Source organism: Brucella sp. IR068 (assembly GCF_049065885.1).
Classification (GTDB): Bacteria; Pseudomonadota; Alphaproteobacteria; order Rhizobiales; family Rhizobiaceae; genus Brucella; species Brucella intermedia.
On record NZ_JBAKHE010000001.1, the window covers coordinates 140,683 to 166,190 of the forward strand.

Here is a 25,508-nt window from a genome sequence, read left to right on the forward strand (position 1 = left end):
GCAATCATGGCGCGAAACAAGGCAATGCTGGAAACCAAAATAGGCAAGGGACCGGATATTCTCGATGCCGCCCGCTTTGCTCCTCACTCGCGCAAGCGGTTGAGCGGGCCGGGCCTCCGCACCTTCCTGACCATCGCCGATTTGTGGGGGCTGGACGAACAGCAGCGACTGATGGTTCTGGGCCTGCCTTCCCGGTCGACCTATTACAATTGGGTGAAGGCGGTACGCGAGCGCCGCGATATCACGCTCGATGTTGATGTGCTGATGCGCCTGTCCGCAGTGCTCGGCATACATCAGGCGCTGGGGGTGCTTTATCCCGATGAAAGGGCCGGTATTCGCTGGCTGCACACACCCAACCAGGCTGGCGTCTTTGGCGGACATCCACCATTGCAACTGGTGACGAGCGGGCTTCAGGACGGGTTGCTGACGGTCCGCCGCTTTCTGGATGCGGCGCGCGGCGGGCTTTATATGGAGCCGAATGAACTGGATCGCGCGTTCAAGCCCTATCGCGATGAAGATGTGGTGTTTTCGTGAAGCGCAGTCCTGCACCGCAGCCGAGCTATCGCCTGATCCCGTCGCGCTTTCCGCCCATCGGCCTCTTCGATACGGTTGCCACGGCTGCCGATCTGGAAGCGGTGATGGAGCTGGCGGGATGGACGAATGATCGCCTTCTGGCCGAGCGATTGCAGCGCCTTCCCCGCGAGGAGTGGGTGTTCGGCAGGCCCAATTCCAGCATCGTCATGGCAACTTTCCTCCATGTCGCGCCAGGCGGCATGCGCTTCAACGGGCCGGAGCTAGGCGCATGGTATGCGGCAGCGCGGCTTACCACATCCGTCATCGAGGTTGCGCATCACATGCGTCGCGAAGCGGTTGCGACACAGCAGGACGGTCTCGCCCGCACCTTCCGGGTCTATACTGCCAAGCTGGAAGAGGATTTCGTCGATATATGTGGTGAGCAGGCAGCGCTGCCTGCCGTCTACGACCCGGCAGATTATGCCGCGTCGCAGAAGTTCGGCGAGGAAATGCGCAAGGGCGGCGAGTTCGGGATTTTGTTCGACAGCCTGCGCCACCAAGGCGGCATCAATGCTGTTGCTTTTCGCCCGAGCAGGATCGCGGATGTTACGCAGAGCGATCACTATGAAATCACGGTCGAAAGGGCATCCAACCGCATTCTGGCGAAAAAACTGAGTGCCTGAGGAGGCAGGCGTCGCCTGCCTCGTTCATCGCGCTATGACCAGCCATATTCCTCATCGAGATCCTGAAATTTTTTCAGGTCAACGATGTCGCAATATTGCTGATAGGTAATCATGTCGCCCGCGCGGGCCTTCGGCGTCCCGTCACGTTTCAGCACCGACAGCGTGTCGCTCACCGCCTTCACTGCCGAAAACAGCGTGGACAGCGCATAGAACACAACATTGAAACCCATCTGTTCGAGATTGGCGGCTGTCAGGGCCACGGTTTCGTTGCCATCGACAATGCTGACGACCTTCGGTCCTTCGACGTGCCGGGCGACGGTTTCGATTTCCGCGATGGTCTTGATGCCATCGACGAAAACAAGATCGACACCCGTATCCTGATACATTTTCGCGCGGCGAATGGCTTCTTCCGCTCCGGCCGCAGGCATGGCGTCGGTGCGGGCGATGAGGAGAAGGTCCTTGTCGGCCCGCGCCGCGATGGCGCATTTGAGACGACGCACATTTTCTTCCGCCGGGATCAGCCGGATACCGGCAAGCTGGCCGCAGCGCTTCGGCGCCATCTGGTCTTCAAGATGAATGGCTGCCACACCGGACTGGATATATTCCTCCACCGTGCGAACGATATTGGCCGGGCCTCCATAGCCCGTATCCGCATCGGCGATGACGGGAATATCCACCACGCGGGTCATATCCCGTGCATGGGTCGTCATCTCGGTCTGGGTGAGAAGGCCAAGATCGGGCGTGCCGAGACGGTTTGCCGTCGCGCCGAACCCGGTCATGTAGATGGCAGGAAATCCCGCCTGCTGCACGAGGCGGGCGGTCAGCGGATCAGGCGCTCCCGGCGCCTGAACGATGCGGCCGGTTTCGATGAGGTTTTTCAGGGCCCTGGCCTGTGTCATCGTCGTCTCCTAGAACATTTCCAGCAAAAAATGAGAAACGGTTTTGCGCTGGATAATGCGACAAAACAAATAGTGAGAGTGGCTCCGGCGATCCTGTTAAAACAGCAACCGCTCTATCGTCCGCCTGAAACATCAAGCACGACGCCGGTGATATAGGCCGCGCCCGGCGACAGCAGCCAGATGGCCGCGTCGGCAACTTCATCGGCGGTTCCAAGCCGTTTCAGCGGAATGAGGTCGGCCATCTTTGCGATGTTGGCCGGATCTGCGAACACGTCTTTCTGGATTTCCGTGTCGATCACGCCGGGGGCGAGAGCGTTGACGCGGATTTCCGGCGCGAGTTCCTTGGCAAGCGCATAGGTATAGGACGCGATAGCGCCCTTGGTCGTGGCATAGGCGATGTTGCCGACCATGCCGCCGGTGCGCCCGGCGATGGAGGAAAGGCCCACCACGGATTTGTTCGGCTTGGCTCCCGGATTGTTGAGGAAAGCACTGGAAACGTAGAACACGCTTTTCAGGTTGACGGCCAGAACCCTGTCCAGCTCGTCCGCATCGAAATCCTTCACGGTCATGCGCTGGCCGATGATGCCTGCATTATTGACCAGATGATCGATGCCGCCCCATCTGGTGCCGATGTCTTGCGCTGCGCGGTCAACCGCGGCCTTGTCCGAAACATCCACAAGGGCCGTCAGAACCTGCTCGCCGTGCCTTTCCGCCATTTCCTCAAGGCGCGCGCCGTTCACGTCCCAAAGCACGACCCGCGCCTTGAGCGGGATGAGCTTTTCGGCAATCGCCTTGCCGATGCCGGATGCGCCGCCGGTGACGAGCACCACGCGGTCCACGAAGAAATCGGTCGGGAACGCTGGCGGGGCGTTGTATGCGGTCATGAATTATCTCCTCCTCGAAAACGAACGCCGCAGCGCGCTCATGGATCGCCGATGAGAATCCCTGGGACTCGACCATATGGCGACGGTGACTTTAAAAGCCATGTGAGCGGCAATCTGTCAATCTGAGGTACAAGATTTTGTATGCTACTTGTAAAGTGATTGTTGCCGGGCTAATCATTGCAATGGAGCGAGGCGACAATGACCGGAATTGCGCCGATGGGCATCCGTGCGGGGTTGTCCGTTCGGGAAACCCTGTCCGACTGGTCCGGTCAACTTTCCGCCGAAGCTCCAAACGGGAGGCGCGCACTACCGCGTGACAGCTTCCGCAACGATTATTTCATGCCGCTCATGCTGGGACATGGGCGGAGATCTGGGAGGATATCGTGGTCAATTCCACTGTGAGCGCGGTCGGCGCAACGCCCGACCTGCGCGACAGCACCATTCGCAAGCTCAATCTGCGGATCGTTCTGTTCTGCTTCATCTGCTTCATCGTCAACTATCTCGATCGGGTGAATATCGGCTATGCCGCGCTTCACATGAACAACGATATCGGCCTGACACCCTATATGTTCGGCGTCGGCGCGGGCATCTTCTTCATCGGCTACATGCTGTTCGAAGTGCCGAGCAACATGATGCTGCACAAGCTCGGCTCGCGCGTCTGGATAGCGCGCATCATGGTCACGTGGGGGCTCGTGTCCTGCGCCATGGCTTTCGTGCAGGGGCCGGTTTCGTTCTACATCCTGCGCTTCCTGCTGGGCGTTGCGGAGGCCGGTTTCGCGCCGGGCGTTCTGCTTTATCTCACCTATTGGTTCCCGGCCAAGGAACGCGGCCGCGCAACGGCGCTGTTCATGACGGCAACCGTACTTTCCATCGTCGTCGGCGCGCCATTCTCCGGCTGGCTGATGGATGCCGGCGAGGGGCTTTTCGGCCTGCATGGCTGGCAGGCAATGTTCATTCTTGAAGGGCTTCCCGCCGTGATCCTCGGCGTCGTGACGTTCTTCTATCTGGTCGATAGTCCGGAAAAGGACAAGCACTGGCTGAACCCGGATGAACGCGCCTGGCTGATGGCTGAACTTGCCAGGGAAAATCAGGGCAAGCAACCCGATACAAGGCATTCGCTGAAGGAAGTTTTCAGCGACTACCGCGTCTGGCTTCTGACGCTCGTCTATATGTTCAACGGCATTGCTGTTTATGGCGTCATCATGTGGCTGCCGCAGATCGTCAAGAGCCTTGGCGATTACAGCGCGGCCCAGACGGGGCTTATTTCCGCCATTCCGTTCGTGTTCGCAGCCATCGGGCTTGTGGTGATCTCGCGCAGTTCGGACCGTACCGGTGAACGCAAGATACATACGGCGATTGCGGGTCTGTTCGGCGGCGTGTTCCTTGCCGCCAGTGCGCTGTCTCCATCACCGGTCCTGAGCCTCGTGCTCCTGTCGGTCTGCGCCTTCTTCCTCTGGTCCTATCTGGGCGTGTTCTGGACGCTGCCGACCCAGTTCCTGTCGGGCGCGGCTGCCGCAGGCGGACTTGCCGCCATCAACGGCTTCGCGCAGCTTGGCGGCTTCACTGGGCCTTATCTCGTCGGCTGGGTCAAATCCACGACCGACAGCTTTTCGCTGTCGCTGCTGGCCCTGTCCATATTCCCGATAATCGGCTTCTTCCTCTGCATGAGCCTGAAAGCCAAACGGGACTGATCCGGGTGACGGGCCTGTTCTTCGATCAGGCCCGTTATCGTCACGAGTGTAATTCGAGTGCGGTTTCAACCGCTCTATACGTCGCAAGAAGGCGTCTGTAAGATTCGGACATGAGAGAGATTCGAGGCAAGAGCAAGAAGTCGCTGGCAAGCAGCATCGCGGAACGGATTCGCGGTGCGATCGTCGATGCGGAGTTTCTATTCGGTGAAAACCTCTCCGAAGATATGCTCGCTGCGGCTTTCGATGTCAGCCGTACGCCGGTGCGCGAGGCGCTCAACATTTTGCAGATGCAGGAACTGGTCCACATCGTTCCCAAGTCCGGCACCTATGTTTTCACGCCCACGCAGGAAGACATAGCCGAACTGTGTGATTTTCGCGTCGGCCTCGAAGATCAGGCCATGCGCCTGGCGCTGGTCTGCAATCGCAAGAAACTCGTTTCACAATTGAAGAAGCAGTACGATCTCATGCGTGCGGCCATAGACGACGACGATCTGCGCGCCTATGGGCGCTGTGACACCGAGTTCCATCTGGCGTTCTTCCGGGTCTGCGGCAATCGTTATCTCGCGCGCGCCTATGACAGCATTCTGGGACGTGTCGCAGCCTTGCGGACACATCTGGCAATCGGTGCCGAAGGCGAACCCGCCCGCTCCTTTGCTGACCACGCCGTCATCATCGAACTCGCCGAGGCCGATAAGCCCGGGGAACTGAGGGAAATTCTGGAAGCGCATATCATGCGCACCAAGACCAATTACCTGAATGCCTTCAGCCGGTTGCCTCGCCAGCCGGGCGACAGCCGCACGATGCGCCTGCGCCGACAATTGTCGCTGACGAACGAATAAGGTTCCCGATCAGTCTGCCCATTCCACATCGGTGGTGAAAGCGATGGTCAGCCACCGGTCCGGCCCTTCGCCCCCGAGCGCATCGCCGATTTCATCACGCAATGCATCCCATTCCTCAAGCTTTCGGGGCGGAAGATTGGGCGGAACGATGAAATAGAGTTCGATCTGCTTGCCGCGGCCGACCTTGGCGACATAAGCGCGGTATGAGAGAAAGCCGTGCTGCCTGACGAACTGTTCCGCAATGGCATCGACGTGCTTTTTGAGGTCCAGAGGCGTCACGAGGAATATGTCAGCCAATGCCTGTCTGATCGTCCCGATCGGCATCGGAATGATGACAAGACAGACGACCGCCAGAACCGCGGGATCGATATAAGGCGTCAGCCAGCCGAGTTCTGTTCCGTCGATGACATAGCCGACCGAAAAAGCGATCAAAAGCGCTGCCGTAATGCCGCCCGACATGATCCAGGCTTTGGCGTCGAGCGCGACGAAATCCGATTTCAGGGTCCGGTTTGCGCGTGTTTCTAGCAAGGCCATGCCGAGGCACGCGATCAGGGCCACGACGGCATAGAAGATCGCATAGCTGAATTCGAGGTCGCGTCCGCCATCCATCAGGCTGCCGACAGCGTTTATGAGGGCGTAGATTGCGACGCCGGTCAGCATCATGCCGTTGAGGCCAAGCACCATTGGTTCCAGATGCCAGAAACCCATCGTGAAGCGATCACGCAGTTTTCCGCGGGGTTGTTCCGGCAGGGCCGAGAGTGCGATGAGACGCGAGACGAGAAGGGCAAGTCCGCTCATGGCTGCGTCGGCAAGCATGTAAACGCCGTCGAATACTATAGAAAATGAGCCGGATAACAGGCCGAAGACGACGCCGAAACCAGCAACCAGAATAGTAACCGCTATTGATAGTTGAAGAATAGATTGTTCACTGCGCAATTTGTACTCCGATTTAAACCACATGCAACGCGGTTTGGCTTCGGAGTGCGCTTCTTCAAGCGCCGAGCCAATTCCGCGTTGCACGGCAAATCTACACCGGCAGCGTGAAACTGGCAAATCGTGTCAGCTATTCGATATTTTCAGGCCCATTCCGGTACGCGGGTGGCCGATTCCCGCAGGATGAGCTCGACCGGCCATAATTCATGGATATCGGATGCGGCGCGTCCGTCGAGTATGTCCATCAGGAGGTCGGCGCAACGTTTGCCGGCTGCGCGCATGGACGAGCGTGTCGCGGTCAGCGAGGGGACCATATTGTCGGCGCTCAGAAACGAGATGACGTCATCGTGGGCGATGACGGAAATATCCTTGCCGATGGTCAGGCCGAAGGAGCGCGCCGCCCGGTATATGCCAAGCGCGGTCATCATGGAACCGGCAACGAATGCAGTCGGGCGGGGGTCGCGCTCCAACAGCTTGCGGGCGAGACGATAGCCGATTTCATCGGTGAAATCGCCGTGCTGGACGAGATCTGGGTCGAAGGCGATGCCTCTGCTTTCGAGGGCTTTGCGGTAGCCTTCGTCACGGTGAAGCGAGAAGGTGAAGCCGTAGCGGCCATTGATCATGGCGATGCGCCGATGGCCGAGATCGAGCAGATGGGCAGTCGAGCGATAGACCGCCCCTTCATTGTCGATGTCGAGCCAGGCGTGCGGAATGCCGGTTTCGGAACGTCCGTGCACGAGAAAAGGCATGCCCAGTTCATGCAGCATGCGGATGCGCTCGTCGTTTGGCTTGGGAGAGGTCACGATGATAGCATCGACGCGATGGCTGGTGGCGAGCCGTCTGCACAGTTGCACTTCGTCATCGGTTCCGTTGTTGGCAATCGGGCTGACAAGAATATCGACTTCATCCTGGCAAAGCCGTTCCGCCATGCCCCGCATGAACTCGGCGAAATGAAACTCGCTGTTGCGTCCCATCACGACACCGATTGCACCGGCGCGACCGGTCACCAGCCTGACCGCGTTGACGTTGGGGCGGTAACCAAGGCGCACAGCCTCGTCCATCACCCGCTTGCGCGTGCTTTCCGCCACTTCGGGATAGCCGCTCAACGCCCGGCTGACGGTCGTGGCCGAAAGGCCCAGATGTTTGGCGAATTCACGGAGCTTCATTTGGCTTTCGAATTATACAGGCAGGCAAGGCGGCGGATTATAGCCGCTTCCCTGCGATTAACAATTGGTCGGCTGAGTTCTTTGATACGCTGCAAGATATAGGGTGCACGAAAACCAAACCGATTTCAAGTTTGTTTGAATTCTTACTCCTGCATGCTGCAACGAAACCGAGCCCGAAATGCTGATCAACAACGAAATGAATCCATAACCCTTTGAATTATCGTGCTCAGACGTTCGGAAATGCGTAAATAGGGTCCGCTCCGGATTCTGCTGCTTGACAGAAATGCGGTCCTCTGCAACCTTTTCGTCATCCAAACCGTTTTCGATTTTATCAAACCGCTTACAGAATGGATGGGAGGAGGGAACTATGAAGGTTTTTCAAGGTGTGCTCGCAGCGGGCGTGGCGCTTGGTCTGGCGACGGTGAGCGCCCATGCGGTGGAGATTTCCATCGCCGCCAATTCGACGGGCAACAACATCAAGTTTCTGCAGGAGCAGATCGTCAAGTTCGAGAAAGATACCGGCAACAAGGTCAATATCGTCTCGATGCCGCCGTCGAGCAGCGAGCAGTTCAGCCAGTATCGCCTTTGGCTGGCAGCCGGTAACGCTGATATCGACGTTTACCAGACCGACGTGGTCTGGGCGCCGCAACTGTCGGACCAGTTTGTCGATCTGACAGAGGCGACCAAGGACGTGACCGGCGCTCACTTTCCTTCCATCATCGCCTCGCAGACGGTGAACGGCAAGCTGGTTGCGCTGCCATTCTATACCGACGCGCCAGCGCTTTTCTATCGCAAGGATCTGCTCGAAAAATACAATAAGCAGGTTCCAAAGACCTGGGACGAAATGACGGCAACCGCCAAGGAAATCATGGACAAGGAGCGAGCGGAAGGAAAGTCCGACCTCTGGGGCTTTGTATTTCAGGGTAATGCCTATGAAGGCCTGACCTGCAACGCGCTCGAGTGGGTCAAGTCGTCGGGCGGCGGCCAGATTGTCGAAGCCGATGGCACCATTTCCATCAACAATGAAAAGGCGGCGGCGGCCATCGACCGCGCCAAGGGCTGGATCGGCTCAATTTCGCCGCAGGGCGCGCTTGCCTATCAGGAAGAGGAATCGCGCGGTGTCTGGCAGACCGGCAATGCCGTGTTCATGCGCAACTGGCCTTATGCCTATGCGCTCGGCAACAGTGCCGATAGCGGCGTGAAAGGCAAGTTCGACGTGGCGCCATTGCCTGCCGGGGCGGAGGGCGATGCACCTTCCTCGACGCTGGGCGGCTGGAACCTTGCCGTTTCAAAATATTCCACCAAGCAGGATGCAGCCATCGCGCTGGTCAAATATCTGGCCTCGCCGGAAGTGCAGAAGGTGCAGGCGATAGAGATTTCGCGCCTGCCGACCATCGAAGCGCTTTATGATGACAAGGATGTCATTGCAGCCCAGCCTTTCATGGCCAACTGGAAGCCGATTTTCCAGAATGCCGTGCCGCGCCCGTCTGCTGCGACAAAAGTAAAATACAATGAAGTCTCATCGAAATTCTGGACGGCGGTGCACAAGACGCTTTCGGGCAACGGCACGGCTGCGGAGAATCTCGAAATGCTTGAGGTCGAGCTGACCGAGCTGGAAGGCTCCGGCTGGTAGCCCCGTCAAGCCGCGTTCGGGCGGCCTCCCAAGCCCCTTTAGGGCAGTCCGAACGCTCCAATCTCCCTGAGCACGACCAAGAGTGGGATCATGACGGAGACTTCTCTCGATATTTCGGGGAATTCGGCCACGAACAGCCGGGTTCATTCCGATCTGCGCGCGCAGCGTATCAGGTCAGCCTGGCTGTTTCTTGCGCCCACGCTGGCGGTACTGGCGCTGGTGGCAGGCTGGCCGCTGCTTCGGACTGTCTATTTCAGTTTCACCAATGCATCCCTGACGAGCCTTGGCACGGCGGAATTCGTCGGCTTCAACAATTATCTGTCATGGGTGACGCTGAAAAGCGGGCGCACCGTCTATCGTGGTCTGCTGGCTGACCCCGCCTGGTGGGGCGCGGTCTGGAATACGATCCGGTTCACCGTTCTGTCGGTCAGTCTGGAAACTGTCTTCGGATTGATCGTCGCACTGGTGCTCAACGCGAACTTCCGGGGGCGCGGGCTTGTGCGCGCCGCAATCCTGATCCCCTGGGCCATCCCGACCATCGTTTCGGCCAAGATCTGGCACTGGATGCTCAACGATCAGTTCGGCATTCTCAATCATATTCTGCTCAATCTGGGGCTCATAAGCCAGAAGATCGCATGGACCGCCAATCCGGACACCGCAATGATTGCGGTTCTGATCGTCGATGTCTGGAAGACGACGCCCTTCATGGCGCTGCTCATTCTGGCCGGTTTACAGATGGTGCCAACGGATATTTACGAGGCAGCCAGGATAGATGGCGTGCACCCGCTGAAGGTGTTCTGGCGGGTGACGCTGCCGCTGATCCGTCCGGCGCTGATGGTGGCCATCATCTTCCGGATGCTGGATGCCCTGCGCATATTCGATCTCATCTATGTGCTGACGCCCAACAATGCGCAGACGAAAACCATGTCGGTCTTCGCGCGCGAAAATCTCTTCGATTTCGACAAGTTCGCCTATGGTGCGGCGGCATCGACGATGTTGTTCCTCATCATCGCGGCCATCACCGTGCTCTACATGTTCTTCGGGCGCGTCAACGTCGGCAGGGGGGACTAGCATGATGCATTATGTAAAAACCCTGGGCTTTTATCTGCTGGTGGCACTCATCATCCTGATCGCAGTGTTCCCGTTCTACTATGCGATCATCACCAGTGTGAAATCCGGAACGGCGCTGTTTCAGGTCGATTACTGGCCGACCAGTTTCTCGATTGAAAACTATGCCAGCGTGCTGACCCAGGGCAGCTTCCTGCGCAGCCTCGGCAACTCGCTCATGGTGGCGACCGTGGTGGTGGCAATCTCGCTGTTGCTGGCGGTGACAGCGGCCTATGCACTGGCCCGTGTAAGTTTTCGCGGGCGAGGGCTGCTGCTTCTTACCATCCTTTCGGTGTCCATGTTCCCGCAGATCGCCGTTCTGGCAGGGCTGTTCGAGTTGATCCGCTTCCTCGGCATCTTCAACACGCCGCTGGCGCTGATCTTCTCCTATATGATCTTCACACTGCCGTTCACGGTCTGGGTTCTCACCACCTTCATGCGCGACCTGCCGGTCGAGATCGAAGAAGCCGCCATCGTGGACGGCGCATCACCATGGGTCATCATCACGCGGGTTTTCATGCCGCTCATGTGGCCCGCGCTGGTGACGACCGGGCTGCTCGCCTTCATCTCGGCGTGGAACGAGTTCCTGTTTGCGCTCACCTTCACCTCCTCGGGCAGCCAGCGCACCGTGCCGGTGGCCATCGCGCTTCTGTCCGGCGGCAGTCAATTTGAAATCCCATGGGGCAACATCATGGCGGCTTCCGTCATCGTGACGGTTCCCCTCGTCATCCTCGTGCTCATCTTCCAGCGGCGGATCGTGTCCGGTCTGACGGCAGGCGGCGTAAAGGGTTAGGTACAACCATGGCAGAGCTTCAATTGCGCGATGTGCGCAAATCTTTCGGCAATTTCGAGGTCATCCGGGGCGTGGACATGGATATCCGGCCCGGCGAGTTCATGGTTTTCGTCGGCCCTTCCGGCTGCGGCAAGTCCACGCTGCTGCGCCTCATTGCCGGGCTGGAGGAAATCTCCTCGGGCAGTCTTTCCATTGACGGAACGGTGGTCAACAGCTTTGCGCCGTCGAAGCGCGGTATCGCCATGGTGTTCCAGTCCTATGCGCTTTATCCGCATATGACGGTCTATGAAAACATGGCCTTCGGCATGCAGCTTGCGGGCAAGGACAAGCAGGAATGCAAGGCCCGGATTCAGGCCGCCGCGGAGATGCTGCAACTCACACCTTATCTGGAGCGCCTGCCGCGTCAGCTTTCGGGCGGCCAGCGCCAGCGTGTCGCGATTGGCCGCGCCATTGTGCGCGATCCGAAGGTTTTCCTCTTCGACGAACCCTTGTCCAACCTCGATGCGGCACTACGTGTGGCTACAAGGCTTGAGATCGCCAAGCTCCACGAGAGCATGGAAGACACCACCATGATCTATGTGACGCACGATCAGGTGGAGGCGATGACCCTGGCTGACCGCATCTGCGTGCTGCGCGATGGACGCGTGGAGCAGATCGGAACGCCGCTTGAGCTTTACGAAAAGCCGAATTCGCTTTTCGTCGCCGGGTTCATCGGGTCGCCGAAAATGAACTTCCTGACCGGCAGCTATAGTGAGCCTTTCGGGGCGCATACGGTGGGTCTGCGCCCCGAACACCTCGCCATCGTTGCCGAGGGAGGCCACTGGACCGGTCGGGTGATTCATAGCGAAATCCTCGGTTCCGATACCTATGTCTATATCGATCTCGGCCTGGAGGAGCCGCTGGTGGTCCGCGAAAGCGGCGTGGCAGCGCGTAAATCAGGCGAGACGCTCTCGGTTTCCCCCTTGGGGGACGACATTCATCGCTTCGATGAAAAGGGCCGCGCCGTCTGACGCCGACCTCCCAAGCTCAACGACACATGAGACAAATGGGCGGTGACGCCCGCAGCAAGGAGAATATTCGTGCCTATTCGTACAATCGTCTGGGGTGAAAACATTCACGAGCAGATCAATGAAACCGTGCGTTCGGTTTATCCGGACGGTATGCACAACACCATCGCAGGCGCGCTGAATGAGGACAGTGCCATCGAAGCGACGACCGCCACCTTGCAGGAGCCTGAGCACGGCCTGACCGAAGAGCGTCTTGCCGAAACGGACGTGCTGGTCTGGTGGGGGCACAAGGACCATGGCGGCGTCAGCGACGAGGTTGTGGAGCGCGTGGCAAGGCGCGTCTTTGAAGGCATGGGCCTGATCGTGCTCCATTCAGGGCATTTCTCCAAGATATTCAAGCGGCTGATGGGAACGCCCTGCGCGCTGAAATGGCGCGAGGCGGGTGAGCGCGAGCGGCTCTGGGTAGTCAATCGCGGCCATCCGATCACACAGGGGCTGGATGAGAATTTCGTGCTGGAGAACGAGGAAATGTACGGGGAGCAGTTCTCCGTGCCGGAACCGCTCGAAACGGTTTTAATCTCGTGGTTCGCCGGCGGTGAAGTCTTCCGGTCGGGGATGACCTGGCGGCGCGGTGCAGGCAATGTGTTCTATTTCCGTCCCGGTCACGAGACCTATCCTACCTATCACGATGCGAATGTGCGGACAGTCCTGCGCAATTCGGTGAAATGGGCCTATAATCCGCAACCGGCATGGGCGGGCATCCATACCGCGCCGAATGTCCCGGTGGACCAGGCGCCGGAGCCGATCGTGGAGCGTGGTCCGAAATTGCACAAGCCGGGCGAAGCCGGCTATCGCTGAGGTGCATCATGCGTCTTCTTATTCTTGGAACAGGCGGCATGGCGAAGAACCATGTCGAAGCCTTCAAGGCCATCAACGGTGTGGAGGTTGTCGCGGCTTGCGATGTTTCGGCGGTGCGTGTCGATGCGTTTTCGGAAAACCATGGCATTCACAACCGCTTCACGCGGCTTGAGGATGCGCTGGAATGGAACCGCTTCGACGCGGTTGCCAATGTGACGCCGGACGCCATTCACCACCCGACCACGCTTGCGCTGGTCGGGGCAGGCAAGCATGTCTTCTGCGAAAAGCCGCTGGCTGAAAGCTACGAGAAAGCCGCCGAAATGGCCGACGCCGCCGAGCAGGCGGGCGTCGTCAACATGGTCAACCTCACCTATCGCAATGTAGCGCCGCTGCAGAAGGCGCGCGAAATGGTGCTGGCGGGCGAGATCGGACAGGTGCGCCACTTCGAGGCGTCCTACCTGCAAAGCTGGCTGGTCTCCAAGGCGTGGGGCGACTGGAAAACCGAGAGCAAGTGGCTCTGGCGGCTTTCAACCCGGCACGGTTCCAACGGCGTTCTGGGCGATGTCGGCATTCATATTCTCGACTTCGCGACCTATGCGATCGGCAGCGATGTGGAGCGGGCTTCGGCGCGTCTCAAGACTTTCGAGAAGGCGGACAACAACCATATCGGCGAATATGTGTTGGATGCCAATGACAGCTTTGTCATGATGGCCGAATATGCCAATGGCGCGCTGGGTGTCATTCACGCCAGCCGCTGGGCGACAGGTCATCTCAACGAGCTGCGGCTGCGTATCCACGGCGACAAGGGCGCGCTGGAAATTCTTCACACACCGACCGGCTCGAGCCTGCGTGGTTCCATCGGCGAGGATATCGAAACCCCGGTATGGCGGGACATTGATGCGGGAACGGTGGAGACGAATTACCAGCGGTTTGCCCGCGCGGTGGCCGACGGGGCGCAACTGGAACCGGGTTTCCGCCATGCGGCCAATCTGCAACGTGTGCTCGATCATGCGATGATCGTGGACAGGCCGTTGCCGGAGGTTGTTGCCGGTTAACATCTCCAGGAAATGAAACCCTCCCGCAAGATGCGGGAGGGTTTATGCATCAGGACTGCTGGTCCTTCACGAAGGTTTGGTCCACTTCGCCGCGGAAGAATTCGCGGCCATAGATCAGCAGGCAGAGGATGACGCCGGTGGCGAAAGCCCATCCGGCACCGCGCGTTGCCAGTACCGCGCCTGTAATGCCTGCGATGCCGAGGTCGCGCTGCGAGCGGGCTTCCATGACACCGATACGCACCGAGACATAGCCCTGGATCAGCAGAGTGAGCGTCAGCGCCACGCCGAGGATCGGCTGGACAAGTGTCACGATCGGCATCAGGAACAGGCCGGTATTGGTGCCCCAGCGGAACGAACCCGCGCCGCCGAAGATCGAGTGCATCGACTTCTTGCCCTTGGAAAAGCGCTCGCAGATAACCACCTGCATTGCCGCCCATACCGGGCCGCACATCGTCACATCGGGACCTAGGATCGACATTCCCGTATTGCGCATGCCGAAAACGAGGTGCGCGCGGTTGGGATTGTAGTCGATCTTCTCGTCGGGGCGGTGCTGCTGGGCTTCCCCGATAATCGACTTGGTTTTCAGAACATCGCCGAACAGGACAATATAAGTTGCAAGCACCGTTGGCAGAGCCGTGAGGAACATGGAAAGCGGCGGCATGCCGAGGCCGAAGATCGTATATTCGCGCCACAGTGTCGCGAAATCCGGAGACGAGATCGTCCACTGGAATTCCGGCCATTTGGCCTCCCCGAATAGCGGGGCAATCACCACGGCAAGCAGGATGCATGGCAGTACGCCGAGCTTTCCGATAAGGCCGAAAAAGCCGCCATTGCGCGACAGGCGGTTAAACTGCGGCGAGAACATCAGGTAAAAGCAAAGGCCGATGGCAATCGAGATCGTGAACGGAAACGTGTCGAAATTTCCGCCGATCTTGAATACCGAAATGACAGCCGAAAAACCGGCGCCGATGATGATGCCGGATTTAATCGCTTGCGGGATCGCGGCGATCACTCTGTTTGCGATGCCGGTCGCGCCGATGAAGATGGACAAGAGCCCCAGCATCATCTGGAAGGACACAAGCGCGTGTATGCGTTCCGGGCCTTCAGGGAAGGTCGAGCAATAGGCCATGATGAGGGGGACGGCAGGCGTGATCCAGCCGGGAACGACCGGGTCGCCGAGCAGATGGTGGGTTAGATAGAAAAGCCCGTTCAGCACCACCACGGCAAGCGCCACTTCGAAGGGCATTCCAAGAAGCTCCGCCATGAGCGGGATCGCCGACAGGTCGACGGCGCACATGAGAAGCCCCTGGCAATAGTCAGGCCACTCGAATTTGTAATGGACAAAAGGCAAGCGAATTTTGAACGGTCCGGCAGGCCAATAGGGCTGCTCCTGACCGTCGATACGTTCAGTGCTCAATTTATTCTCCGGGACATAGGAAAGGTTGCGCGGAAGCGGCTATCAGCACGCTTCTGCGGTCCTCAACCTTCAGGTCGTTGTGGCAGAGCGGTTCCGGTTAACGCAGAGCTGTCGGAACCGCACTAAAGATTTGCTGTGTCGCATTTCCAGAAAAAAGCGCGTCGCATTTTTGCTGGAGATGCTCGCGCTCAAAAAGCTTCGCGGTAAAGCGCCAGGGCGTCGGCCTCGGTCACGTCGACCGGGTTGTTGCCCAGAAGCCGTGTCTGCAGCATCGCATCGCGTGCCAGCGTTTCGAGGCTGTCTTCCGTCACGCCGACATCACGCAGGCGGCGCGGCGCGCCCGACTTGTTCATCAGCTCTTCCATATAGGTTACGAAAGCCGCTGAACGCTCTTCCGTCGTGCCTTCGGATTTCTCCAGCAGCAGATCGGCAAGTTCGGCGTAAAGCGCGGCTGCGCCTGCCATATTGTAGCGAAGCACCGGCCCCAGCATCAGCGCATTGGAAAGGCCGTGCGGCACATGGTAGTGGCCGCCAAGCGGGTAAGCCAGCGCGTGAACAGCGCCGACAGGCGAGTTGGAAAAGGCCTGACCGGCATAATTGGCGCCGAGCAGCATGGCCTCGCGGGCATGACGATCATTGCCATTTTCGCAGGCCGCAATCAGGTTCGCTGAAAGAAGCTTCAGCGCCTCGCGGGCGAACGCATCGGAGAGCGGGTTCTTCTTGATCCGGCTCGTATAGGCTTCGATCGCATGAACCATGGCATCAATGCCGGTCGCAGCCGTATGAAGCGCGGGAAGACCGCAGGTCAGTTCTGCATCGAGGATTACGAAATCAGCGTAAAGCTGGCGAGCGACGACGCCCATCTTCGTGGTTTCGCCCGTCGTCAGAATGGTGATGTTCGTGACTTCCGAACCCGTTCCGGCGGTGGTCGGAATCTGGATCAGCGGCAGACGTCCGCCCTGTACCTTGCCGATACCGTAGAGCTCGGAAAGCTCCTGTTCGGAAACAATCAGCACGGCGGCGAGCTTGGCGATATCCATGGAGGAGCCGCCGCCCAGACCAAGCACGATATCGCAACCGGCAGCCTTTGCCTGCTCGACGCAGGCAAACAATACGGATTCCGGCGGATCGGCTACCACGTCGTCGAACACGCTGATACCGAATCCCGCCTTTTCGAGCGAGGCCAGCGCATGGTTGAGGACGCCGGCCTTGTGCAGGCCCTTGTCCGTCACGATCAGAATCCTGCGTTCCGAAAACCGTTCGCCGAGGATTTCGCCGAGGCGCTTCGCAGCGCTCCATTCGACGAGCATCGAGCCGACGGTGTCGAACGAAAATGGCTTGATCTCTGTTGTCATCATTCCACCCTTTTCACTTTCACCAGCGCCGAGGTCTCTCATTTCCTCACCGGCGCACAACGCTGGGCTATCCCGGAAACGCTCCTGTCTTGGGAAGGAGGCGTCCGGTAATTCTCCGATGCAGCCGATGCACCGGCAGTTCTGAAAGAAAAGCCTTGGGAGAAACTCTTCGCTTGTTCAATATATTGAACAATGTTCAAAACTGAATGATCGATACAGGATAAGAAGCCGGACTGTCAATTTCTCCCTTCGCCCAAGACGCTGAAATCCCTGCTGGAAAGTTCATCGGTGCATGCCCCCAGAGCAATAAACGATTGAAAATGTTCTCGTTCTTGGCGAGTGCCATCAGGCCGTTCGGTGAATATTTCACTCGAAATAACTTGCGGGGCTTCGTCCGAGGCTGCGCTTGAACGTTGCGGCGAAAGCGCTTGCGCTTTGGTATCCGCAATCAAGCGCCACGGTCACGACAGGCACGCCTGCGGCAAGCGCAGGCAAGGCAGCAAGCAAGCGGGCCTGCTGCCGCCAGCGACCGTAGGTCATGCCGGTTTCACGCTCGAAATGACGCATGAAACTGCGCCTGCTCATGCCAGTCCGCGAGGCGGCAGCATCGAGCGATAACTCCGTATCGGGCTCCGCTTGCAGCGTCTGGCAAAGGGTGCGTAGCCGGTGATCCGATGGCATGGACAGACTGAGGGGTTCGGCGGGCAGAAAAGTGAGTTCCTCCAACAGCAATTCGCAGACGCGGTGAGCGAAGGGTGTAGCTGGCCGGTCCTGCAATTCCACAAGACGCAGGATCAGTTCGCGCAGCAAGGAAGAAACTTCCACCACGCCGCAGGATGAGGGGAGGGATCGCGCGGCATCCGGATGGATAAAGATCGTACGAAACTGAACAGGTCCGTGGCTGCGGGTTGCGTGCTCCACCATCGGCGGCACCCACACGGCGCGATTGGGAGGAACGACCCAGCTACCGTTTTCGGTTGCAACGGTTACCACGCCGGACCGCGCATAGATCAATTGCGCATCGCGGTGACGGTGCGGCGGCCCTGCAAAGGATGCATCGTCCTGCGCGATGGTGGATATGGCGAGTGCAAGGGGCGCTGGATAATTCAGTGACATGGATTGACCCTTTTGCGCTCAATAATGGCCTTAAAGCGCAGGAATGCCAATATCCATTGACATATGATGGAGTGGAGAAGCCATTTTTAAGAAAGCCCCGCAGTGTCCGCTTGCGCCAGCCACAAGACACTTGTTTCAACGGAGTTGAACGCTCCGGCTGGCTGCGCACGCTTCGCTTTTTCGCTTCTTCTCCTTCGACTTACCGGCGACCGTTGGGCCTGATGGCATCCCGGCGGTCGTAACCTGCCGTCAATCCCATTTCCCAATTGTCGAAGCCGCTGCTCTCGCAGCCGAAGGAACTATTGTCATGATGCCAAACCCGGATAGCAAATATCGTCCTTTCATATCTCCGATCGAATTGCCGGATCGCGAGTGGCCGAACCGGCGGCTGGCGCAGCCGCCGCGCTGGGTCTCGACGGACCTGCGCGATGGCAATCAGGCGCTCGCCGACCCGATGGACGGCGAAAAGAAGATGCGTTTCTATCGCATGCTTCTGGAAATCGGTTTCAAGGAAATCGAGGTTGCGTTTCCTTCCGCTTCGCAAACGGAGTTCAACTTTGTTCGTCGGCTGATCGAAGAGGAACTGATACCTGACGATGTGACCATTCAGGTGCTCACCCAGTCGCGCGCTGACCTCATCGCACGCACTTTCGAATCCCTGCGCGGTGCACGTCAGGCCATCGTTCATCTTTATAATGCAACCGCGCCGCTGTTTCGTCGTGTGGTGTTCAACATGGAAAAGGACGAGATCGTCGATCTGGCGGTCAGTGGGATAACCGCCATGCTGGAAGAAAGCCGGAAACAACCAGAGACACGCTGGACTTTCGAATATTCGCCGGAAACCTTCTGTTTTACCGAGCCTGATTTCGCGCTGGAAATCTGCGAACGTGTTCTGGATGTCTGGCAGCCAACGCCCGAAAACAAGGCGATCCTCAACCTGCCGGCTACGGTCGAGGTGGCAATGCCGAATGTCTATGCGGACCAGATCGAATGGTTCTGCCGCAACCTGTCGCGCCGCGACAGCGTCATTATAAGCGTGCATCCGCACAATGACCGGGGGACGGCGGTGGCCGCCACGGAACAGGCCTTGCTGGCAGGCGCTGATCGCGTCGAGGGTTGCCTGTTCGGCAATGGCGAGCGCACCGGCAATGTCGATCTCGTTACGCTGGCGCTCAATTTCTATACGCAGGGCATCGACCCGAAGCTTTATTTCCCGGAGATGCGCTCCGTGGTGCGAACGGTCGAACATTGCAATGACTTGCCGGTTCATCCGCGCCACCCCTATGCGGGCGAACTGGTCCATACTGCTTTTTCCGGCTCGCATCAGGATGCGATCCGCAAGGGTTTTGCCGCGCATCAAAGCCGCAATGACGGCATATGGGAAATGCCCTATCTGCCCATTGATCCGAAAGATATCGGTGAAAGCTATGAAGCCGTCATCCGCGTCAACAGCCAGTCAGGCAAGGGCGGCGTGGCATGGGTGCTGGAGCAGGACCGGGGGCTGAAACTGCCGCGCCCGCTGCAAATCGATTTCAGCCGTCGCGTGCAGGCATTCGCCGACGATACCGGCAAGGAAACGACCGCCGAAATGATCTGGTCGCTGTTCCGCGATGTCTATCATCTGGAAGAGAATGCTGATTTCGAGCTGCTGAACTACAGGGAAAGCAGGCCCGCACGGAGCGGAGAGGCGCGTGTCTTCGCCGGGCGCATTCGGCATCGCGGGCAGGAAATCGCCATAACCGGGCGCGGCAATGGTTTGATATCAAGTGCGGTCTCGGCATTGCAGGCCGGTTGCGATATCGATCTGGAAATCGTCGACTATCACGAACATTCATTGAAAAAGGGCACTTACGCGAAGGCTGCGGCTTATATCGAATGCCGTACGCATGATGGACGGAAAGTTTTCGGCGTCGGGATCGACGACGATATCGCAACCGCGTCGATACGGGCTGTGTTGAGCGCTGCCGCGAATTTTTCCACGAGCGATGTCTAAAAAATGAGGAAGCAGACGAGATTTGCTCTTGACCTCAACCAAGGTTGAGGAACTAGAGAAGCATGGCCGATCATCTGGAGTATCGTCCATGCGCTTGTCGCTTCTTCTTGTTCCCCTTGCTTTTTCCACTGTCCTTCTTGTTTCGACAGCCGCCTCTGGTGAAGGGGCAGATGCTGCGGCCGGGGAAAAACTCTTCAAGCGATGCTCCGTCTGCCACACGGCGGATGCCGACGAAAGCAAACGCGGCCCATCACTGAAAAGCGTGGTGGGCCGCAAGGCCGCCTCCTATCCGGGCTATCCCTATTCGGATGCGATGCGCAAGGCGGCTGCCGAGGGGTTGGTCTGGAACGACGAGGAGTTGAAGGCTTTTCTCAGGAAGCCGCAGGCCGTGGTGAAGGGCACCTGGATGGCTTTTGCCGGACTGACCAGGGAAAAAGACCTCGAAAACATGATCGCCTATCTGAAACAGCATTCCGAATAGCTGTTTGGAACCGATATGGCCGAACGGACATCCCGACGTGAGGCCATGGCCGGTCGGAAGCGCTGCGGGGCGTTTTCCGACCGGCGCTATCAGGGACAGAAGCCGAAGGTTGCCTGACATGATGAACAGAAACGTGCTGCATATAGACCGCGACGCAATCGGCGCCGTTTCGAAGCGAGAGTTCGCGGATGCGATGTCGCGGATGGCCGCAACAGTGTCCGTGGTGACCGCATGCGATGCCGGTGAAGCCCACGGTCGCACGGTGACAGCGGTGTTGTCGCTTTCCGCCGAGCCGCCCATGGTTTTGGTTTCGGTGAAAAGCGACAGCGCGCTGGCAACGGCGATCCTCTCTGATGGCGGCTTCTCGCTCGCCATGCTCGCGGAAGGGCAGGAGATGATCGGCGATGCCTTCGCGGGAAAGGTTCCCCACGCGCAGAGATTTCTCATTGGTGTGTGGAGCGAATGGCCGTCTGGCAGGCCGCGTCTTTTCGGGGCTTCGGCCGCCATTGACTGCGAACTGGCGGGCAGCGTTCCAATGGCGGATCACACGCTTTTTGCCGGGCTGGTAACAAATACCGATCTGCCGCTGCATTCGCGCCCGTTGCTATGGGCACGCCGCAATTATCGCGCGTTGAGACATGACGCGGATTTATGACGCGTCTTGCAATTATGCGGGGCTGCGGCCTACACATTCGGCATGATCGAGTTTGACGATATGGAACATTCAGGTCTCAAGAAAAGCCTGACGGTTGGTGACGTTTCCCGGCGCGCCGGTGTGGCGGTCTCTACGGTCCATTTCTATGAAACCAAGGGGCTCATCGAGGGCTGGCGCACAGAGGGCAACCAGCGCCGCTATCACCGCGCCGTGCTGCGCCGCATTGCCATTATCAAGATCGCGCAACGCGCGGGCATTCCGCTTGCGATCATTCATGAAGCGCTGGAAGACCTTCCCCACGACCACGTGCCGACGGCGGAGGACTGGAGACGTTTTTCGGAAGCCTGGAAAGACATGCTTCAGGAACGCATCGACAGTCTGATGCAGCTTCGTGACCAGATAACGAGTTGCATCGGCTGCGGTTGTCTCTCGCTGTCCGAATGCCCGTTGCGAAATCCCGACGACATCCTCGGTCAGCAAGGCGCCGGTCCCCGAAGATTGATGGTCAAGCCCGGCAATCTCATCTGACTTCCCTGCATCTGGGACGAACCTTTCCGACGCTGCTGCGGCTCATTCGCGGCGGCGATCTTGCGGCGTTCCATGCCACATTTTGCAACAGTCAAAAGCCTTCGTTTCCAGTGGAAATAGCCTATTGACCTCAACCAAAGTTGAGGTCCTATAAACCTGTCGGCAACAATTCAGTTCACGGAGGCCGACAGTGCAAAGTTCGATCGAAGAAACAACACCAGCGGGAATTGCGGGACATGCGCCTGCTGGCTGGGGGGAGCTTCTAAGCGGTAAAAATGGCCTCTATGCCCTGGCTTTGGCCGGAGGTGTCACTCTCCATGCGGTCAATATGTATATCGCGACTACAGTCATGCCGAGCGTGGTGCAGGACATTGGCGGCATGGATTTCTATGCCTGGGCGACGACCTTGTTCGTCGTTGCCTCCATTCTGGGGGCTGCACTCACCGCGCGGCTGCTGAAAAGTGCCGGTCCAAGAGGCGCCTATGTCGTGGCGACCCTGCTGTTCGCAGCCGGCACACTGATCTCATCTCTGGCCATCAACATGCCGGTCATGCTGGCGGGGCGGAGCGTGCAAGGCCTCGGCGGCGGATTTCTTTACGCGCTCGCCTATGGTCTCACCCGTGTCGTGTTACCGGAGCGCCTGTGGGGCCGGGCCATCGGTCTTATTTCCGCTATGTTCGGCGTGGCGACGCTCATCGGTCCGGCGATTGGCGGCATCTTTGCCGAATATGGCGCATGGCGCGCTGCTTTCTGGTCCTTGCTGCCGGTATCGGGTCTTTTCGCTGTGGTGGCATTCGCGACTTTGCCACGCTCGAGCTGGGATAGAAACGAGCGCGTTTCCATTCCGGTTCTTCAACTCATCCTCCTCACCGGCGCTGTCCTTGCGGTTTCAGCGGGGAGCCTGTCAGAGGAAACGCTATGGAAGATCGTCGGTCTGGGTGCTGCGATATTCATGATCGCCATCATCGCAGTCGTGGACCGCGACGCCAAGGCACGTCTCCTGCCGCGCCGCTCGTTCAGCCTGTCGACACCGCTCGGCGCTCTTTACCTTACGATCGCGCTTCTGATGCTCAGCATGCAGCCCGAAATATACGTGCCTTATCTGCTGCAGCACCTGCATGGCCAGTCTCCGCTCTGGGCAGGATATCTGGCGGCACTTATGGCAATCGGCTGGACGGTGGCATCCTTCCTCAGTTCCAGATGGCAGGAGAAGGGGGGCGACAGGCTTGTCGTTGCCGGACCCGTTCTCGCGCTTGCCGGTCTTGTCCTGCTCGCCATATTTCTCCCGATCCATGGCAACGGCAACTGGTCGCTGCTCGCGCCCGTCTGCCTTGGGCTCATCCTGATCGGTTTCGGGATTGGCCTTGCCTGGCCCAGCCTCGTTACCCGCGTCTATCAGAGCGCTCCCCTGACCGAGCAGGATCTCGCAGCGGGTGGAATGACGACCGTACAGCTCTTCGCCATAGCCTTCGGAACGGCGTGCGCGGGGATGGTTGCCAATTTTGCCGGTATTGCCGTGCCGGGAGGTGTGGAGGGCGCGGCAAATGCCTCGCTCTGGCTGTCGGTGATATTCGCGCTCGCGCCAGCAATTGCCGTGGCAGTCGCATTCAAGGTTATCCGTATCACGGGCGGAAAGGGCTGACCGATGCCGCGTTTCATCGCCAACATCCTCGATTCCCGTGCCAGCCTTTTGCTGGCGCGGGTGGTCCTTACCTTCGTTTTCTGGTCGAGTGGGCTGGCCAAGCTCTTCGACTTCGGCGCCAATGCTGCGGAAATGGAAAGCTTTGGTCTTCATCCGGGCTGGCTGTTCAACAGCGCAACTCTGCTTTTGCAGATTGGCGGATCGCTGATGATCATCTTCAATCGCGGAACCTGGCTGGCTTGTGGCGCGCTTGCCGTCTTTACGATCCTGACCATTCCCGTTGCCCACCCGTTCTGGGCGAAGGAAGGAGAAGAAGCTTTCCGGGATATGACGGTGGCGCTGGAGCACATATCGCTGATCGGCGGTCTCGCTCTCGCTGCAATTCTATCGCGCAAGGTCTAAACCACTGGACGCACTGATTGCCCTGCCTGTACCTTGCCTGTCGTCGGATCGATAGGCAGGGGAGGGCCTGGCATGGACGTGACGATCATAACGGGAGCATCGGATGGTATCGGCGCTGAAACCGCGCGGCAGATCGCCCAGCGCGACCGTGCCAGTGCTGCTCTGGTGCTCGCTGCGCGCAATGTGGACAAGCTGGAGAGGCTTGCCGCCGAATTGCGGCAACTGGGCAGCTCGGCCCTTGTGATACCCACCGACGTTAAGGATCGCGCTGCCTGCATCGCCCTGATCGACAAGGCGGTTTCCGCCTATGGCCGCATCGATACGCTGATCGTGAATGCGGGCATGTCGGCCCATGCCAATTTCGCCGAAATCAAGCCGGATGATCTCGATTGGATGCATGACCTGATGGAGTTGAACTATTGGGGCAGCGTCTGGCCTATCCATGCCGCACTTCCATATCTCGCTGCCAGCAGGGGGCGGATCGTCGCTGTCTCATCCGTGGCCGGATTCATCGGCGTGCCGGGGCGTACGGCCTATAGCGGAACGAAGTTCGCCCTCTCAGGCTTCTGCGAGGCGCTTCGCGCCGAACTGACCCCCAGCGGCATTTCCGTGACAATCGTCTATCCGGGTGTCGTCAAAACCGACATTCGCAAAGTAGGCTATGGCGCAAGCGGTGCCGCTCTTGGAACGAGCGGCGTGCGCGAGGATGACATGATGCCGGTCGAGGAAGCCGTGCGGCTGATGCTGGCGGGTGTCCAGGCGCGCAAACGCGAAGTGTTGATGACCAGGCAGATGCGGCTGGGGCGGTGGTTGAAGCTTATAGCTCCCGCTCTGGTGGACCGCATGGCGCTCAAGGCTATCAAGCCGGAATTCAGGCCGAAACCGATCACGCCCGCTAAATAGGCAGCGACAATGCCCGCTATTGAGGGGCGCGCTCGAACGACCCCGCTAATTTTCATGCCTTGTCACCAACTATCCGTTGACGAGTTTTTAACTTCGACTACTATATATAGTGTTCTAGGTTCTTTCGATTCGTCGGATCGAAAGCTAAGACGGGAATCCGGTGCGTTTCATCCATGATGGATGCGACAATGCCGGAGCTGCCCCCGCAACTGTAAGCGGAGAGTTCTGTCCATCACGTCACTGGCTCAGGCTGGGAAGGCGGGCAGAATGTTGATCCGTGAGCCAGGAGACCTGCCTTGAACGAGTACGTCCACGGGCGGGGTGTCCGGTTGGCGCGCAATCTTGTATGGCAAGCTTTGCCTTGCCGGTTGCTGCCTCGAACTTCCCGCTTTGTTTTTACGCATTCCCCGGCAAAACCGCTTTGCACTTTTGCTGGGATTTAGCTTCGGGGTGAAGTCCATGTTCAGTCTATTCAGTTTCAGTTCCGGTCCTCCCTTCCAGGGATAGTTTGTGCGGTCAGGCTGCTTGTTGGTGCGGCTGGCCTTTCCCCTGTCATGTGCCTTTCAACGCGCATTTCGCGATGCGCGAACGGCTTTTTGCGTCCTTCCAGGGCATTCCCTGTTTTTTCATGAACCGTTGGAAATGCTCTGTCTGTTTGTCTTGTCGCGCATCTCATCCGAAACGGGTTCCCACTTTTCGGGATGCGCTCTAACCAGCGAGAAAAAAATGAACGTCACCGTTTACAGCAAGCCCGCCTGCGTCCAGTGCACCGCCACCACGCGCGCCCTCGATCGTCAGGGCATCGAATATGAAGTCATCGATATTTCTGCCGATGCGGACGCCTTCGATCTCGTGAAGGGCATGGGCTACCGCCAGGTGCCGGTGGTTGTGGCAGGCGAATCCCATTGGGCGGGCTTCCGGCCCGATATGATCAGCTCTCTAGCCTGAGGCCTGT

25 protein-coding genes and 1 riboswitch are annotated in these 25,508 nt (G+C 58.7%); of the genes, 18 read left to right on the top strand and 7 right to left on the bottom strand.

The window, feature by feature from the left end; genetic code table 11:
* Positions 1-6 precede the first annotated feature (6 nt).
* Positions 7-534 (top strand): MbcA/ParS/Xre antitoxin family protein, encoded by a 528-nt coding sequence (locus ACOWVS_RS00645; RefSeq protein WP_006468408.1) that lies wholly within the window; start codon positions 7-9, stop codon positions 532-534.
* Positions 531-1,196: an RES family NAD+ phosphorylase gene (locus ACOWVS_RS00650; protein WP_006468409.1), complete on the top strand. Its 666-nt coding sequence runs from the start codon at positions 531-533 to the stop codon at positions 1,194-1,196. Before ACOWVS_RS00645 ends, ACOWVS_RS00650 begins: the two co-directional genes overlap by 4 nt.
* A 32-nt stretch (positions 1,197-1,228) precedes the next feature.
* On the opposite strand, the gene ACOWVS_RS00655 is transcribed toward ACOWVS_RS00650, so the two are convergent.
* Positions 1,229-2,095 (bottom strand): isocitrate lyase/PEP mutase family protein, encoded by an 867-nt coding sequence (locus tag ACOWVS_RS00655; protein WP_006468410.1) that lies wholly within the window; start codon positions 2,093-2,095, stop codon positions 1,229-1,231.
* A gap of 113 nt (positions 2,096-2,208) precedes the next feature.
* Positions 2,209-2,979 carry an SDR family NAD(P)-dependent oxidoreductase gene (locus ACOWVS_RS00660; protein WP_006468411.1) on the bottom strand — a complete coding sequence of 257 codons (771 nt, stop codon included), beginning with the start codon at positions 2,977-2,979 and terminating at the stop codon, positions 2,209-2,211.
* Positions 2,980-3,362: 383 nt separating this feature from the next.
* Between ACOWVS_RS00660 and ACOWVS_RS00665 the strand changes: the two genes are divergently transcribed.
* Both ACOWVS_RS00665 and ACOWVS_RS00670 read left to right on the top strand, forming a co-directional pair.
* Positions 3,363-4,670, top strand: coding sequence for an MFS transporter (locus ACOWVS_RS00665; RefSeq protein WP_006472460.1), 1,308 nt, complete (start codon positions 3,363-3,365; stop codon positions 4,668-4,670).
* Between the two features lie 110 nt (positions 4,671-4,780).
* Positions 4,781-5,509, top strand: coding sequence for a GntR family transcriptional regulator (locus ACOWVS_RS00670; RefSeq protein WP_006468413.1), 729 nt, complete (start codon positions 4,781-4,783; stop codon positions 5,507-5,509).
* 9 nt (positions 5,510-5,518) lie between these two features.
* Here ACOWVS_RS00670 and ACOWVS_RS00675 read toward each other — a convergent pair whose 3' ends face one another.
* Together ACOWVS_RS00675 and ACOWVS_RS00680 are read right to left on the bottom strand one after the other, a co-directional pair.
* On the bottom strand, positions 5,519-6,445 hold the full coding sequence (locus tag ACOWVS_RS00675) for a cation diffusion facilitator family transporter (RefSeq protein WP_025092094.1): 927 nt from the start codon (positions 6,443-6,445) through the stop codon (positions 5,519-5,521).
* Between the two features lie 140 nt (positions 6,446-6,585).
* Positions 6,586-7,608 (bottom strand): substrate-binding domain-containing protein, encoded by a 1,023-nt coding sequence (locus ACOWVS_RS00680; protein ID WP_006468415.1) that lies wholly within the window; start codon positions 7,606-7,608, stop codon positions 6,586-6,588.
* Between the two features lie 367 nt (positions 7,609-7,975).
* Between ACOWVS_RS00680 and ACOWVS_RS00685 the strand changes: the two genes are divergently transcribed.
* The 6 genes from ACOWVS_RS00685 (at position 7,976) to ACOWVS_RS00710 (ending at position 14,061) form a co-directional block, all read left to right on the top strand.
* A complete protein-coding gene (locus tag ACOWVS_RS00685) occupies positions 7,976-9,241 on the top strand; it encodes an ABC transporter substrate-binding protein (RefSeq protein ID WP_006472462.1) in 1,266 nt (421 codons plus the stop codon).
* A 90-nt stretch (positions 9,242-9,331) separates the two neighbouring features.
* Entirely contained in the window at positions 9,332-10,312 is a 981-nt protein-coding gene (locus tag ACOWVS_RS00690) for a carbohydrate ABC transporter permease (RefSeq protein ID WP_006468417.1), read from the top strand.
* 1 nt (position 10,313) lies between these two features.
* Complete coding sequence (locus ACOWVS_RS00695) at positions 10,314-11,141, top strand: carbohydrate ABC transporter permease (protein ID WP_006472464.1); 828 nt, start codon at positions 10,314-10,316, stop codon at positions 11,139-11,141.
* A gap of 8 nt (positions 11,142-11,149) precedes the next feature.
* The gene (locus ACOWVS_RS00700) at positions 11,150-12,151 is read left to right on the top strand and encodes an ABC transporter ATP-binding protein (RefSeq protein ID WP_006468419.1); all 1,002 of its coding nucleotides are present in this window, start codon (positions 11,150-11,152) and stop codon (positions 12,149-12,151) included.
* A 69-nt stretch (positions 12,152-12,220) separates the two neighbouring features.
* Positions 12,221-13,006: a ThuA domain-containing protein gene (locus ACOWVS_RS00705; protein ID WP_006472465.1), complete on the top strand. Its 786-nt coding sequence runs from the start codon at positions 12,221-12,223 to the stop codon at positions 13,004-13,006.
* An 8-nt stretch (positions 13,007-13,014) separates the two neighbouring features.
* Positions 13,015-14,061, top strand: a complete 1,047-nt coding sequence (locus ACOWVS_RS00710) for a Gfo/Idh/MocA family protein (RefSeq protein ID WP_006468421.1) — start codon at positions 13,015-13,017, stop codon at positions 14,059-14,061.
* Between the two features lie 49 nt (positions 14,062-14,110).
* Here ACOWVS_RS00710 and ACOWVS_RS00715 read toward each other — a convergent pair whose 3' ends face one another.
* The 3 genes from ACOWVS_RS00715 to ACOWVS_RS00725 all read right to left on the bottom strand — a co-directional run bounded on the left by ACOWVS_RS00715 (position 14,111) and on the right by ACOWVS_RS00725 (position 17,949).
* Positions 14,111-15,478, bottom strand: coding sequence for a hypothetical protein (locus ACOWVS_RS00715; RefSeq protein WP_006468422.1), 1,368 nt, complete (start codon positions 15,476-15,478; stop codon positions 14,111-14,113).
* A gap of 188 nt (positions 15,479-15,666) precedes the next feature.
* Positions 15,667-16,836 carry an iron-containing alcohol dehydrogenase gene (locus ACOWVS_RS00720; RefSeq protein ID WP_006472466.1) on the bottom strand — a complete coding sequence of 390 codons (1,170 nt, stop codon included), beginning with the start codon at positions 16,834-16,836 and terminating at the stop codon, positions 15,667-15,669.
* A gap of 363 nt (positions 16,837-17,199) precedes the next feature.
* Positions 17,200-17,949 carry an AraC family transcriptional regulator gene (locus ACOWVS_RS00725; protein ID WP_006468426.1) on the bottom strand — a complete coding sequence of 250 codons (750 nt, stop codon included), beginning with the start codon at positions 17,947-17,949 and terminating at the stop codon, positions 17,200-17,202.
* Positions 17,950-18,256: 307 nt separating this feature from the next.
* On the opposite strand from ACOWVS_RS00725, the gene leuA reads away from it, so the two are divergent.
* The 8 genes from leuA (at position 18,257) to nrdH (ending at position 25,501) form a co-directional block, all read left to right on the top strand.
* Positions 18,257-19,942, top strand: a complete 1,686-nt coding sequence (leuA, locus tag ACOWVS_RS00730; RefSeq protein WP_006468428.1) for a 2-isopropylmalate synthase — start codon at positions 18,257-18,259, stop codon at positions 19,940-19,942.
* Between the two features lie 88 nt (positions 19,943-20,030).
* Positions 20,031-20,423, top strand: a complete 393-nt coding sequence (locus ACOWVS_RS00735; protein ID WP_006472467.1) for a c-type cytochrome — start codon at positions 20,031-20,033, stop codon at positions 20,421-20,423.
* Positions 20,424-20,541: 118 nt separating this feature from the next.
* Complete coding sequence (locus ACOWVS_RS00740; RefSeq protein ID WP_006472468.1) at positions 20,542-21,078, top strand: flavin reductase family protein; 537 nt, start codon at positions 20,542-20,544, stop codon at positions 21,076-21,078.
* 60 nt (positions 21,079-21,138) lie between these two features.
* Positions 21,139-21,606 carry a redox-sensitive transcriptional activator SoxR gene (gene soxR / locus ACOWVS_RS00745; RefSeq protein ID WP_025092092.1) on the top strand — a complete coding sequence of 156 codons (468 nt, stop codon included), beginning with the start codon at positions 21,139-21,141 and terminating at the stop codon, positions 21,604-21,606.
* Between the two features lie 190 nt (positions 21,607-21,796).
* A complete protein-coding gene (locus ACOWVS_RS00750) occupies positions 21,797-23,248 on the top strand; it encodes an MFS transporter (RefSeq protein ID WP_006468432.1) in 1,452 nt (483 codons plus the stop codon).
* Between the two features lie 3 nt (positions 23,249-23,251).
* Entirely contained in the window at positions 23,252-23,650 is a 399-nt protein-coding gene (locus tag ACOWVS_RS00755; protein WP_006468433.1) for a DoxX family protein, read from the top strand.
* Between the two features lie 72 nt (positions 23,651-23,722).
* Entirely contained in the window at positions 23,723-24,553 is an 831-nt protein-coding gene (locus ACOWVS_RS00760) for an SDR family oxidoreductase (RefSeq protein ID WP_006472471.1), read from the top strand.
* Positions 24,554-24,652: 99 nt separating this feature from the next.
* A riboswitch (cobalamin riboswitch) is annotated at positions 24,653-24,867 on the top strand.
* 412 nt (positions 24,868-25,279) lie between these two features.
* Positions 25,280-25,501, top strand: a complete 222-nt coding sequence (gene nrdH / locus ACOWVS_RS00765; RefSeq protein ID WP_006472472.1) for a glutaredoxin-like protein NrdH — start codon at positions 25,280-25,282, stop codon at positions 25,499-25,501.
* The last annotated feature ends 7 nt before the right edge of the window (positions 25,502-25,508 follow it).

Bases quoted from the DNA above. Each gene is read 5' to 3' on its own strand.
- ACOWVS_RS00725 (WP_006468426.1), bottom strand. From the start codon at position 17,949: ATGTCACTGAATTATCCAGCGCCCCTTGCACTCGCCATATCCACCATC.
- leuA (WP_006468428.1), top strand. From the start codon at position 18,257: ATGATGCCAAACCCGGATAGCAAATATCGTCCTTTCATATCTCCGATC.
- ACOWVS_RS00655 (WP_006468410.1), bottom strand. From the start codon at position 2,095: ATGACACAGGCCAGGGCCCTGAAAAACCTCATCGAAACCGGCCGCATC.
- ACOWVS_RS00755 (WP_006468433.1), top strand. From the start codon at position 23,252: ATGCCGCGTTTCATCGCCAACATCCTCGATTCCCGTGCCAGCCTTTTG.
- ACOWVS_RS00680 (WP_006468415.1), bottom strand. From the start codon at position 7,608: ATGAAGCTCCGTGAATTCGCCAAACATCTGGGCCTTTCGGCCACGACC.
- ACOWVS_RS00710 (WP_006468421.1), top strand. From the start codon at position 13,015: ATGCGTCTTCTTATTCTTGGAACAGGCGGCATGGCGAAGAACCATGTC.
- ACOWVS_RS00720 (WP_006472466.1), bottom strand. From the start codon at position 16,836: ATGATGACAACAGAGATCAAGCCATTTTCGTTCGACACCGTCGGCTCG.
- ACOWVS_RS00740 (WP_006472468.1), top strand. From the start codon at position 20,542: ATGATGAACAGAAACGTGCTGCATATAGACCGCGACGCAATCGGCGCC.
- ACOWVS_RS00645 (WP_006468408.1), top strand. From the start codon at position 7: ATGGCGCGAAACAAGGCAATGCTGGAAACCAAAATAGGCAAGGGACCG.
- ACOWVS_RS00660 (WP_006468411.1), bottom strand. From the start codon at position 2,979: ATGACCGCATACAACGCCCCGCCAGCGTTCCCGACCGATTTCTTCGTG.
- ACOWVS_RS00760 (WP_006472471.1), top strand. From the start codon at position 23,723: ATGGACGTGACGATCATAACGGGAGCATCGGATGGTATCGGCGCTGAA.
- nrdH (WP_006472472.1), top strand. From the start codon at position 25,280: ATGAACGTCACCGTTTACAGCAAGCCCGCCTGCGTCCAGTGCACCGCC.
- ACOWVS_RS00685 (WP_006472462.1), top strand. From the start codon at position 7,976: ATGAAGGTTTTTCAAGGTGTGCTCGCAGCGGGCGTGGCGCTTGGTCTG.
- ACOWVS_RS00690 (WP_006468417.1), top strand. From the start codon at position 9,332: ATGACGGAGACTTCTCTCGATATTTCGGGGAATTCGGCCACGAACAGC.
- ACOWVS_RS00735 (WP_006472467.1), top strand. From the start codon at position 20,031: ATGCGCTTGTCGCTTCTTCTTGTTCCCCTTGCTTTTTCCACTGTCCTT.
- ACOWVS_RS00700 (WP_006468419.1), top strand. From the start codon at position 11,150: ATGGCAGAGCTTCAATTGCGCGATGTGCGCAAATCTTTCGGCAATTTC.
- ACOWVS_RS00670 (WP_006468413.1), top strand. From the start codon at position 4,781: ATGAGAGAGATTCGAGGCAAGAGCAAGAAGTCGCTGGCAAGCAGCATC.
- soxR (WP_025092092.1), top strand. From the start codon at position 21,139: ATGGAACATTCAGGTCTCAAGAAAAGCCTGACGGTTGGTGACGTTTCC.
- ACOWVS_RS00695 (WP_006472464.1), top strand. From the start codon at position 10,314: ATGATGCATTATGTAAAAACCCTGGGCTTTTATCTGCTGGTGGCACTC.